This is a genomic window from Limnobacter thiooxidans (assembly GCF_036323495.1).
GTDB classification, from domain to species: Bacteria; Pseudomonadota; Gammaproteobacteria; order Burkholderiales; family Burkholderiaceae_B; genus Limnobacter; species Limnobacter thiooxidans.
In genome coordinates this window covers 1,724,672-1,736,924 of sequence record NZ_AP028947.1, presented here as the reverse complement: position 1 = coordinate 1,736,924, position 12,253 = coordinate 1,724,672, and the positions used below count along the sequence as shown (strand labels likewise).

Below are 12,253 nucleotides of genomic sequence, written 5' to 3'. Positions count from 1 at the left end.
TCGCATGCAAAAACCAGTTCTGCCGATCAATGAAGACGAAAGAAGCCGTGCCATCCAGAAACTGGGAATGATTTATTCCCCTTCTGAGGCACGGTTTGACCGCATCACGCGCCTGGCTTGCAGACACTTTGACACCGATTCAGCTCTGCTCACCATCGTCTACAAGGAAACCCAGTGGTTTAAATCGCTGCAGGGCCTTAGTGTCTGTTCAACGGATCGGGAAATATCGTTTTGCGGTCATGCCATTTTGAACGAGGACGAGCCTCTGGTTGTTGAAAATGCGCTTCAGGATTCGCGCTTCGTCGACAATCCCTTGGTGATGGAAGGCCCGAAAATCCGCTTTTATGCAGGTCAACCAGTCAAAGATTCCTTTGGTGTGGTGATCGGCACCTTGTGCTTGATTGATAGCGTGCCACGGTCCTTTTCAAAGGAAGACAGACAAGATCTTCGTGATTTTGGTCGTCTGGTTGAAGCCGAGATAGCCCAGCCAATGGAAGACAGCGTGTTATCGAGGTTTGTGTTTTCCCTGACCGAAAACCAGAGATCACTGTTGATTGACCCGATTATTGGTTCGTGGAACAGGCGCGGGCTTGAAGCGTTGCTGCAGCTCGAATTGCAACACGCGTCCCGAAAAAACGAAAACGTCAGTCTGATCTGGGTCAAGTTAAGTTCTTTTGATCTATTGCTGAACAGGTTTGGCCACGAACGGATCGTTGATTTCAGCAAGTTCACAGCTTCGATCATTAGGGACAACCTACCCAAAGGTGCGGGTATCGGTTCTCTGGGTGCAGACTCGTTTGTTGCGGTGTGTTCTGGAATGCCCGCAGACCTTGTTAGTCGTCTGATCGAACAGCTCAAACTGCAATTTAGCCAACTGACCCTTGAAACACATGGTGTCAAAGCGTTGGTAGACGTTGAAATACACTATTTGACTTTGTCAGGGCAGGACCTGAAAGGGACTGCGGTTCAAGTGGTTGACAAACTTCTGACTCTGGTTTGAACGCCTGCAGCTTAACCTTTCTACAACTTTTTAGAATTTCAAAGACAAACCTTCATGAATCATCAAAAGATATTGGTACTTGATTTCGGGTCGCAAGTGACTCAGCTTATCGCCCGGCGAGTTCGTGAATGTGGTGTTTTCTGCGAAATTTTGCCTTGCGATGTAGATCCTCAACGCATCAAGGATTACGGCGCCAGCGGCATTGTACTGTCGGGCAGCCACCAGTCAGCTTATGAAGAAAGCACGGACAAGGCGCCTGCCCTGGTGTTTGAACTGGGTATACCTGTTCTCGGAATTTGCTACGGCATGCAAACCATGGCCATGCAGTTGGGCGGCAAAGTGGAAGCGGGGACGGTGCGCGAGTTTGGACATGCGCAAATTCGGGCCCATGGCCACACCCGCCTGTTTGACGGCCTGCAGGATGAAACCAATGAGCAAGGCCACGGCCTGCTTAATGTGTGGATGAGCCACGGCGACAAGGTCACCGAGCTTCCACCCAATTTCAAGCTGATGGCCTCAACACCGTCCTGCCCAATCGCGGGTATGGCCGATGAAGCGCGGGGTTTTTACGCGGTTCAGTTTCACCCCGAGGTAACCCATACCAAAAAGGGCAAGGATATTCTGGCCCGCTTTGTGCGCGAGATTTGTGGTTGCAAAGGCGATTGGTCCATGCCCAGCTTTGTTGATGAAGCGGTGGAAAGAATTCGCGCCCAGGTCGGTACCGATGAGGTCATTCTTGGTTTGTCTGGCGGTGTGGATTCTTCCGTTGCTGCAGCCCTGATTCACAAGGCCATTGGCGACCAGTTGACCTGCGTGTTTGTAGACCATGGCTTGCTGCGCTACAAGGAAGGCGAACAGGTCATGGAGACCTTTGCCAAGCATTTGGGTGTGCGCGTGGTGCATGTCAATGCCACCGAAGAATTCATGGGTCAATTGAAGGGCGTGACCGATCCGGAAGCCAAACGAAAAATCATCGGCAAGGCCTTTGTGGATGTGTTTCAGCGAGAAGCAGGGACACGAGCGAATGCCCGTTGGCTGGCCCAAGGCACCATCTATCCCGATGTGATCGAATCGGCTGGAGCCAAAACAGGCAAGGCCACGAGCATCAAGAGCCATCACAACGTAGGCGGGTTGCCCGACACCTTGAACCTCAAGTTGCTGGAGCCCCTGCGCGATTTGTTCAAGGATGAAGTACGCAAACTGGGCGTTGAACTTGGGCTTGACCCTGAAATGGTGTATCGCCATCCATTCCCGGGCCCAGGCTTGGGCGTTCGTATTCTGGGTGAAGTCAAAGCGGAATATGCAGAAATTCTGCAACGCGCAGATGCTGTGTTTATCGAGGAATTGCGCAACACCAAGGCAACCGCAAAAGATGCCGCGGCTGAATTGTGTACCGAGGACCAGGTTGGTAAATCCTGGTACGACCTGACCAGCCAAGCCTTTGCCGTGTTCTTGCCGGTGAAGTCGGTAGGTGTAATGGGCGATGGACGCACTTATGAATACGTGGTGGCCATTCGTGCAGTTCAAACTCAGGATTTCATGACTGCGCATTGGGCGCACTTGCCTTATTCGCTGCTGGGCCGTGTTTCAAATCGCATCATCAACGAGGTAAAAGGTGTGAATCGGGTGGTCTATGATGTATCCGGAAAACCACCTGCCACAATTGAGTGGGAATAATCTGCCCTTATGCGGGGTAGCGTACAGCCAAATATTCAGTAGAGAGTAAGGTAGGCCGAAGCACCTGAACACAGGTGATCGTTTGCGACTTGGCGCACTTGATGCTGACTTGGATGTTGCGTTGAAAAAATTTCCGGTGGTTTGCATTGGTGGTTCTGCTGGCGGTCTTGATTCCTATATTCGGCTGTTGCAGAACTTTCCATGTGACATGGGTGTGGCCATTGTTATCGTCAATCACATCACGAAAGTGCCCACACAACTTCATGAAGTGCTGCCGCGCTTCACCACAATGCCAGTCCACTTGATTACGGAAAACCTGCGGATCGAACCAAACCGCGTCTTCATTATTCCAGCCAATCGGGATTTGCATGTCGAGAATGGGGAGTTCAATCTCGAGCCTATTTCCAAGCCACATGGCTGGCCAGATGTCATTACTGTGTTTCTGCGTTCTCTCACCAAGCACTGGGACGGTACTCTGATTGCCGTTATTGTTTCCGGCTACGATGGTGACGGTGCTGAAGCCCTGTGTGAAATAAGGAACATGGGTGGTATTACTTTTGCGCAAATACCAGCCACAGCAAAGCAGCCTGACATGCCAAATAGCGCGATTGGCAGCGGCTGCATCGATCTGATTTTATCGCCCGAAGAAATAGCCAAGGAAATTGTGCGGATCGCTCGTGCAAGCTAGGCACGACAAACAGAATTTCTCCGACTTGCAACACAAGGAGAAATTGATCTCTCATCAATAAAGCTCCTGATTGGACTTGCCTGAGGTTTGCCCTAATTCCCCAATAAAAATCCACGTGCCAACATCGTTCTGAAATTAAATTGTTGTGCCATCCGGCATGAAGCAATACAACGACAAATCAACATGGAGAACCCATGGCAGAAGTGGTGTTGGAGACAAAGGCGCTGACCAAAGAATTCAAGGGATTCACGGCAGTCAGTGATGTGAATTTGAAAGTGCAAAGGGGGCATATTCATGCACTGATCGGGCCAAACGGCGCCGGTAAAACAACCTGTTTCAATTTGTTGACCAAGTTTCTGACACCCACGTCAGGTCAGATCCTGTTCAATGGCCATGACATCACGCGCGCCAAACCCGCTCAAATTGCACGATTGGGCATCATTCGATCCTTTCAAATTTCCGCAGTATTTCCTCACCTCACAGTGCTTGAGAACGTACGCATTGGTTTGCAACGGTCGATGGGCAATTCGTTTCATTTCTGGAAAAGCGAGAAGTCTCTTTCTGTACTGAACGACAAAGCCATGGAATTGCTGGTCCTGGTTGATCTGGGAAAGTTTGCCGACACATTGACTGTGGATTTGCCTTACGGGCGAAAACGCGCACTTGAAATTGCCACCACCTTGGGCATGGAACCTGAACTGATGCTGCTGGATGAGCCCACGCAGGGCATGGGGCACGAAGACGTTGATCGGGTGACCCAGCTGATCAAGAAAGTGTCAGTGGGCCGAACCATTCTTATGGTGGAGCACAACATGAATGTGGTGGCTGGCATTTGCGACAGAATTTCAGTGCTACAGCGCGGCGCCGTGCTGGCCGAAGGCAGCTATGCAGAAGTATCCGCCAACCCCTCAGTGATGGAAGCTTACATGGGCTCAAGCACCGCCATCCTGGAGGGTGCACACGCATGACAGCCACTGCACTGGAAATTAATGGTTTGAATGCCTGGTACGGCGAGTCGCACATTCTTCATGACTTGAGTTTGAGCGTGAAAAGCGGCGAAGTGGTTACCCTGCTTGGCAGGAATGGGGCAGGGCGTACCAGCACACTGCGGGCTGTCATGGGGTTAACAGGTGCGCGCAAGGGCTCGGTCAAAATCAATGGGGTAGAGGCCATCAACATGCCTACCCACAAGATTGCGCACCTTGGTGTGGGGTACTGCCCCGAGGAACGCGGCATTTTTTCTTCCCTGTCAGCGGAAGAAAACCTGATGCTACCCCCCTTTGTGTCGAAGACAGACAAGGGCATGAGCGTTGCTGAGATTTACGACATGTTTCCCAATCTTGCAGAGCGTAAAAAAAGCCAGGGAACCCGCTTGTCAGGTGGCGAACAGCAAATGCTGGCCGTGGCACGAATTCTGAGAACCGGGGCCAAGCTACTGCTTCTGGACGAAATTTCTGAAGGCTTGGCCCCCGTGATTGTTCAGGCCTTGGCCAGAATGATCACGACCTTGAAAGCCAAGGGCTACACCATTGTGATGGTTGAACAAAACTTTCGATTCGCCGCACCGTTAGCCGACCGTTTTTACGTGGTGGAGCATGGACAAATTGTTGAAGCATTTGCCGCGCCCGAACTGAATGAAAAAATGCCCGTGCTGCATTCCTTGCTGGGCGTATAAAAAAACCAACCTTTCCAGAGGATTGGCCTTAAACCAAAGGAGAAGATGATGAAACTAAAACCAATTGCAACCGGATTGTTGTCAATTTTTGCACTAGCCGCAGGTTCTGCGCAGGCACAATTCTCTAACGACACCATCAAGATTGGCGTGATCACCGACATGTCCGGACTGTATGCCGACATTGACGGGCCTGGCGGTGTGGAAGCTGCAAGAATGGCCATTGCCGATTTCGGCGGCACTGTGAATGGCAAGAAAATCGAAATTGTTTTTGCAGATCACCAGAACAAGGCCGACATTGCAGCGAGCAAGGCCCGCGAGTGGTTTGACCGCGAAGGCGTGGACATGCTGATTTCCGGGACGAATTCAGGCACCGCATTGGCCATGGCCAAGGTGGCTGCTGAAAAGCAGAAACCCAATTTTGTCATTGGCGCAGGCACCGCCCGCATTACCAATGAAGAGTGCAACCCCTACAGCATTCACTATGCCTATGACACGGTTGCCATGGCGAAGGGCACAGGCTCTGCAGTGGTGAAGCAGGGGGGTAAAAGCTGGTACTTCCTGACAGCTGATTATGCATTTGGTACTTCCCTCGAAAATGACACCACCGCTGTGGTGAAAGCCAATGGAGGCACCGTGAAGGGCGCAGTGCGTCACCCTTTGTCGGCTTCTGATTTTTCATCGTTCATGCTGCAGGCCCAAGCGTCAGGTGCTCAAATTCTGGGCTTGGCCAATGCAGGTGGTGACACGGTGAATTCCATCAAGGCGGCCAACGAATTTGGTGTCACAGGCACGATGAAACTGGCAGGGCTCTTGATGTTCATCAATGATGTTCACGCCTTGGGTTTGGGCCAAACCAAAGGCATGTATTTGACCGACAGCTGGTACTGGGACCAAAGCGATGAATCTCGCAAATGGGCGCAACGCTTTTTCGACAAAATGAAAAAAATGCCCAGCAGCCTGCAGGCGGCTGATTACTCTGCAACCTTGCAATACCTGAATGCTGTGAAGGCCGCGAGCACGGACGACGGCGCCAAAGTGATGGACGCATTGCGCAAGCAAAAGGTGAATGACATGTACGCCAAGAACGGCTATTACCGCGCCGATGGCAGCATGATTCACGACATGTTCCTGATGCAGGTGAAAGATCCAAAAGAGTCCAAGAAGCCCTGGGATTACCTGAAAGTGGTTCAAGCCATTTCGGGTGAGCAGGCTTTCACCACCAAAGCGGAAACCAAGTGCGCTTTGTGGAAGTAAACCGCCAGGTACCGGGCCCTCTTTACCTTGTGTGAAAGAGGGTCTGATCAAGCACTCCTCATGGACCTTTCGTCATGGAAATTTTTGGCATTCCCTTGCAGGCCTTTTTGGGGCAATTGCTGCTGGGCCTTGTAAACGGCTCGTTCTACGCCATGCTTTCGTTGGGGCTGGCTGTTATTTTTGGCCTGCTCAACGTGATCAACTTTGCGCATGGCGCGCTGTACATGATGGGTGCGTTTCTGGCCTGGATGGGCATGGCGTATTTCAACCTGAATTATTGGGTGATGTTGATTCTGGCCCCGTTGTTGGTTGGGGCATTTGGAATACTGATTGAAAAAACAATGCTGCGCTGGCTTTACAAGCTGGACCACCTGTATGGCTTGCTGTTGACCTTCGGCATCACCTTGATGCTGGAAGGCATATTCCGATCGGTGTACGGGGTTTCCGGTCAACCCTATTCAGTGCCTGAAGCACTGCGGGGTGCCACTAACCTGGGTTTCATGATTTTGCCCAACTACCGGGCCTGGGTGGTCGTGGCTTCGCTGACGGTGTGTTTTGCAACCTGGTTGATCATCGAGAAAACCAAACTGGGTGCGCTGTTGCGCGCGGGCACGGAGAACCCAAGGCTTGTGGAGGCTTTTGGTGTAAATGTGCCCTTGATGGTCACGCTGACCTACGGCTTTGGCGTGGCACTGGCGGCATTTGCTGGTGTGCTGGCGGCCCCTGTCATTCAAATTTCCCCGCTGATGGGTTCCAACCTCATCATCACCGTGTTTGCGGTGGTGGTCATCGGTGGAATGGGTTCGATTCTGGGTGCTATTGTCACCGGTTTAAGCTTGGGGGTGATAGAAGGTTTAACCCGTGTGTTTTATCCTGAACTGTCTGCAACAGTGGTGTTCATCATCATGGCCGTTGTGCTCATGATTCGGCCAGCCGGTCTGTTTGGTCGTGAGAAGTAAAAGGAGCCCCACATGATGAAAAAAAATACAATTCTTGCCCTGTTGGCGCTGCTTGTGGCAGTTGCAGCACCCTTCGTGATGTACCCGGTGCTGTTGATGAAGTTGTTGTGCTTTGCGCTTTTTGCCTGCGCCTTCAACTTGTTGATTGGTTACACGGGCCTGCTGTCCTTCGGACACGCTGCTTTTCTGGGTGGGGCAGGGTACATCGCGGGTTATGTGATTCGTGATCTTGGTTTGCCCTTTGAAATCGGGCTTTTGGCAGGGGTTGCTTTCGCTGCGTTTGTGGGTTTGATCATGGGTATGCTGGCGATACGCAGGCAGGGCATTTATTTCACTATGATTACCTTGGCACTGGCTCAAATGTTGTACTTCATTTTTCTGCAAGCCCCATTCACAGGTGGGGAAGACGGTTTGCAAGGCATTCCGCGCGGCACCTTGCTGGGTGTGATCGACTTGAGCAACGACCTGACACTGTACTTTGTGGTGCTGGCCATTTGCATTGCCGCCTACGGCTTGATTGTGCGTACGGTGCATTCACCTTTCGGGCAGGTGCTTAAAGCCATCAAGGAGAATGAACCCCGTGCCATTTCACTGGGCTATGACGTGGACAAGTACAAGCTTCTGGTGTTTGTATTGTCTGCTGCTTTGTCTGGCCTGGCGGGTGCAACCAAGGCCACAGTGCTCGGCTTTGAAACACTGACCGATGTGCATTGGAGCATGTCTGGGCTGGTGGTTTTGATGACCCTGGTGGGAGGTTTGGGCACCTTGGTTGGGCCGATTGTGGGTGCCATCGTTATTGTTGCGCTGGAAAACCGTATCGGTGAATTTGGTGCCTGGATGGCTGTGACCACACAAATTGACTGGTTCCGTTCATTGGGTGAACAAGTGACAATCGTGACCGGGTTTATTTTCATCGTGGTGGTGCTGGCATTTCGCAAAGGCATTGTGGGTGAAGTGATTGCCTGGAATGAAAGGAGGGCGTTGAAAGCCAAGTGAAGTAGACCAGCAGCACGAGATCACGCGCCTGTTTTTTGTGTCAAACTGGCGCGATTGAATCCCATCTTATTGCGCATGGCTTCCAGCAATACCAACACCAAGTTTCCCGTAACAGCGCATGTGGCCCAGGCTGAAGATTTCCGCTGGATGAAACTTGCACTGGACCAAGCGGAGAATGCGGCGGAAGCAGGCGAGGTGCCCATTGGTGCCGTGATTGTTTCAAACGGACAATTGATGGCCAGTGCGCACAATGCGCCCATTTCCAGAAACGACGCCTGCGCGCATGCGGAAATTCAGGCAATTCAGCAGGCATGTCAAGCCAGCGGCAACTACCGTCTTGGTTCAAATGCCACCCTGTATGTGACCTTGCAGCCCTGCCTGATGTGCTTGGGCGCGATATTGCATGCCCGCATTGGCAGGGTGGTAGTGGGTTGTGCCCAGTCCCGCTACAACGACAACCTGGAAAACGCCTTGCAATTGTTTGAACAGTCGCAAGCCTGGCACCCCTGCCAGTTCGAAACAGACTGTATGGCTGCTGAATGCGAAACCGTGTTGACGCAGTTTTTCAAAGCACACCGCAAGCAAAGGGAAGAAGCCGTGCGCGACCTGGCCAGCTTGATGAACCTGCCCAACGTCAATAAAAATACGGTGGAGATACTTGGGCAATTGGGGTACCGGCAAGCGGAAGACATCCTGCAGCGCGGTCTGGAACAGGTGGTCGGCGAATTAAAGGTGCACAGCGCCAAACTGCTGGTTGCTCAAGAGCGCCAACAGGCCGCCATTCTGGCCAGTTTGTGCGATTATTTCAACGGTGAACCTGTTCGTTCGTGGAAGCAGTATTTGTAATGTCGGAGACTTTGTGGCCAACGCGCTGAATCAAATCGTGATGTTTTCACCCAGCGGTGCGTTGATGGACGAGGCACTGTTGGACCGTGCCTCAGCGCAATTGGAATCACTTGGGTTTTCTGTGAATGAGTTGCCCCAAGCCCGCTTGCGGGTGCAGCGTTTTGCTGGTGATGAAGCGGCGCGTTCAGGCGGTATTGAACAGGCGTTTTCACAGCTTGATCCTGCTGTGTTGCTCGCCACACGCGGTGGCTACGGCTTGAGCCGCCTGCTGCCCAGCCTGAATTTTTCGCAACTGGCCTTCCAGTTGAACACCCAGAAGCACCTTTTGTGTGGGCACAGCGATGTCACCAGTTTGCAGCTCGCGCTGCTACAGGCCGGGGCCCAGCCCGACACTCTGTTGCACGGGCCCATGGCCTGCTTTGATTTCGGACCAGAGCAAGGTGCAGACCCGTTAAGTACCGAGCACTTCCTGCGTGCGGTGCATGAAAAACAAGTGAAGATTCAATGGGCGGCCGAGCCATTGGACTCAACAGGCCAACAAGCTGGCTTTCAGTTGCAAGGTCCGGTATGGGGTGGAAATTTGACCTTGATTTGCAGCCTGTTGGGCACACCTTGGATGCCCACCGTGGTCGGTGGAATTCTGGTGCTGGAAGACGTGAATGAACCCGCCTACAAGATTGAACGCATGTTGCTGCAATTGCTGCATGCAGGGGTGTTGGTCCAACAAAAGGCGGTTGTGCTAGGTAATTTTTGTGAACCCAAACCCGGGCCTCATGACAACGGCTACACATTGAAAAGCGCGGCCGAGTTTGTTCAACAACAATTGGGGGCCTCTGTGCCGGTGTTGATGAACTTTCCCTTCGGACATTGCACACCGAAAGCCTGCTGGTTTCAGGGTGGGGAAGGGCGCTTGCAGGTCAACGCTGACATGTCTGCACAGTTGACGCAAAACCTGCGCTAGAGGCGGCTTCCAACGCACCTGCATATTCGGCATGTATAATGCCACCTTCGTTAAAAATCACTGAATTTTCCAATACTTATGCTCACCGCAGCCAATATCACCATGCAGTTCGGCGCCAAGCCGCTTTTTGAAAACATCAATGCCAAGTTTGGCGACGGTAACCGCTACGGTTTGATTGGCGCAAATGGCTGCGGCAAGTCCACATTCATGAAAATTCTGGGTGGCGATCTGGAACCCAGCAGTGGCAATGTAGACATTGAGCGCCACATGCGTCTGGGCAAGTTGAGCCAGGATCAGTTTGCTTTTGAAGAGTTCCGGGTGCTGGATGTGGTCATGATGGGCCACAAGGAAATGTGGGCCGCAATGACCGAGCGCGACGCACTGTACGCTAACCCGGATGCGACCGATGACGACTACATGCGAGCGGCCGACCTGGAAGCGGTGTACGCCGAATTCGGTGGTTATGAGGCTGAATCCCGCGCGGGTGAGTTGCTGTTGGGTGCAGGCATTCCGTTGGAAAGCCACAATGGCCTGATGAGTGAAATTGCACCAGGCTGGAAATTGCGCGTGTTGCTGGCCCAGGCCCTGTTTTCAAAGCCTGACGTTTTGCTGCTGGATGAGCCAACCAACAACCTGGATATCAACACCATTGCCTGGCTTGAAAACGTACTGAACCAGTACGAAAGCACGATGATCATCATCAGCCACGACCGTCACTTCCTGAACGAAGTGTGCACCCACATGGCCGACCTGGATTACGGCACGCTGCAAGTTGTGCCCGGCAACTACGACGATTACATGCTGGCTGCAGCACAGGCGCGCGAGCGTGCCCAGGCATCCAATGCCCGCGCCAAGGAACGTATTTCAGACTTGCAAGACTTTGTGCGCCGTTTTGCTGCCAACAAGTCCAAGGCTCGCCAGGCTACTTCACGCCAAAAGCAGATTGAGAAAATCAAGTCAGACACAGTGATTTTGAAGCCCTCTTCACGCCAAAATCCGTTCATTCGATTCGAGCAAAAAAAGAAAATGCACCGCCTTGCAGTGGAATTGGACAATGTCAGCCTGGCCTATGGCGACAACAAGGTGATTCGCGATTTCTCGATCATGGTGGAAGCCGGCGACAAGGTGGGTATTGTGGGTGCCAACGGTATGGGCAAAACCACGCTACTGAAGCTGCTGGCCAAAGCGATTGAGCCGAGCTACGGCGAAGTGAAGTGGTCAGAAAATGCAGACCTGGGCTACATGGCGCAGGATGTGAGCGATGAATTTGACGTCCAGCTGAATTTGCGCGAGTGGACAGAACGCTTTTCGCAAGAAGGCGATGATGATCAAGTCATTCGCGGCATTCTGGGCCGATTGCTGTTTAGCAACGACGAAATTTCCAAGCAGGTGAAAGTGTGTTCAGGTGGTGAAAAAAACCGTTTGGTTTTCGGCAGACTAATGCTGGGCCGTCACAACGTCTTGCTGATGGATGAACCAACCAACCACCTGGACATGGAATCCATCGAATCACTGCAGTATGCAGTCGAAAAATTTGAAGGTACCGTGTTTGTGGTGTCGCATGACCGCCAGTTCGTCTCAGGCATTGCAACCCGTATTTTTGAAATGCGGGAAGATGGCATTACGGATTACCGCGGCACCTACGAAGAGTATCGCGAAAGTCTTGGGTTGGAGTAAGGTTTCTCTGCGTCAGAGTCGCAGGATGCCGCACAGCCAGTCTTAATCAACTGAGTCTTCTGGCTTTGCAGATTACCGCTCATCCTGCCTTGATCAAGTCGAATTCCCCTTCCTGATTCTGGCTTGGGGCATGCGAAACGCTTGCGCGTCTTCGCAACGATTGCCAAGGCAATCGCCCCTCGCTGTGAATCAGGGCGGGCGTCTTGATCTTGAATCGGCAGAACGATACGGTAACTCTGCAAATCCTCGAAGCCACGGTGACTCGCGGGGCATGCTGACTCAATCGCTGCCGAAGCCGAAGCCAAAGCCAGAGCCGAGCTCCAAGGTTTGTGCCGGCAGCATTGCCCTCGCATCCGCCCTTCAAGAAAGCCTGCCCGTTTGAATTCACACGCAACGTTCGGCTGCAAGCCGACTCCAATGCTCGACCATCTTTTTTGTCGAGCATTGGTGAGTCAGTGTTAATTCAAAAAGGGGGTTTCAGGCTTTTGGGCGGAAGAGGGCATGCGCTGGTGCAATCCTT

At 52.4% G+C, this 12,253-nt stretch carries 11 protein-coding genes; all 11 read left to right on the top strand.

Annotated elements, in window-relative coordinates; translation table 11 throughout:
* Positions 1–4: 4 nt before the first annotated feature.
* The 11 genes from RGQ30_RS08005 to RGQ30_RS07955 all read left to right on the top strand — a co-directional run bounded on the left by RGQ30_RS08005 (position 5) and on the right by RGQ30_RS07955 (position 11,733).
* Complete coding sequence (locus RGQ30_RS08005; protein WP_130556417.1) at positions 5–1,000, top strand: GAF domain-containing protein; 996 nt, start codon at positions 5–7, stop codon at positions 998–1,000.
* Positions 1,001–1,054: 54 nt separating this feature from the next.
* Entirely contained in the window at positions 1,055–2,677 is a 1,623-nt protein-coding gene (gene guaA / locus RGQ30_RS08000) for a glutamine-hydrolyzing GMP synthase (RefSeq protein ID WP_130556418.1), read from the top strand.
* Positions 2,678–2,798: 121 nt separating this feature from the next.
* On the top strand, positions 2,799–3,365 hold the full coding sequence (locus RGQ30_RS07995) for a chemotaxis protein CheB (RefSeq protein WP_298217230.1): 567 nt from the start codon (positions 2,799–2,801) through the stop codon (positions 3,363–3,365).
* A 194-nt stretch (positions 3,366–3,559) separates the two neighbouring features.
* Positions 3,560–4,333 (top strand): ABC transporter ATP-binding protein, encoded by a 774-nt coding sequence (locus RGQ30_RS07990; protein WP_130556419.1) that lies wholly within the window; start codon positions 3,560–3,562, stop codon positions 4,331–4,333.
* Positions 4,330–5,040: an ABC transporter ATP-binding protein gene (locus tag RGQ30_RS07985; protein WP_130556420.1), complete on the top strand. Its 711-nt coding sequence runs from the start codon at positions 4,330–4,332 to the stop codon at positions 5,038–5,040. Before RGQ30_RS07990 ends, RGQ30_RS07985 begins: the two co-directional genes overlap by 4 nt.
* A 48-nt stretch (positions 5,041–5,088) precedes the next feature.
* The gene (locus RGQ30_RS07980; RefSeq protein ID WP_130556421.1) at positions 5,089–6,294 is read left to right on the top strand and encodes an ABC transporter substrate-binding protein; all 1,206 of its coding nucleotides are present in this window, start codon (positions 5,089–5,091) and stop codon (positions 6,292–6,294) included.
* 74 nt (positions 6,295–6,368) lie between these two features.
* A complete protein-coding gene (locus tag RGQ30_RS07975) occupies positions 6,369–7,253 on the top strand; it encodes a branched-chain amino acid ABC transporter permease (protein ID WP_130556422.1) in 885 nt (294 codons plus the stop codon).
* Positions 7,254–7,265: 12 nt separating this feature from the next.
* A complete protein-coding gene (locus RGQ30_RS07970; protein WP_130556423.1) occupies positions 7,266–8,249 on the top strand; it encodes a branched-chain amino acid ABC transporter permease in 984 nt (327 codons plus the stop codon).
* 54 nt (positions 8,250–8,303) lie between these two features.
* Complete coding sequence (locus tag RGQ30_RS07965) at positions 8,304–9,095, top strand: nucleoside deaminase (protein ID WP_298217234.1); 792 nt, start codon at positions 8,304–8,306, stop codon at positions 9,093–9,095.
* Between the two features lie 13 nt (positions 9,096–9,108).
* Complete coding sequence (locus RGQ30_RS07960) at positions 9,109–10,056, top strand: LD-carboxypeptidase (RefSeq protein WP_130556425.1); 948 nt, start codon at positions 9,109–9,111, stop codon at positions 10,054–10,056.
* A gap of 78 nt (positions 10,057–10,134) precedes the next feature.
* Positions 10,135–11,733, top strand: a complete 1,599-nt coding sequence (locus RGQ30_RS07955; protein WP_130556426.1) for an ABC-F family ATPase — start codon at positions 10,135–10,137, stop codon at positions 11,731–11,733.
* Positions 11,734–12,253: the final 520 nt, after the last annotated feature.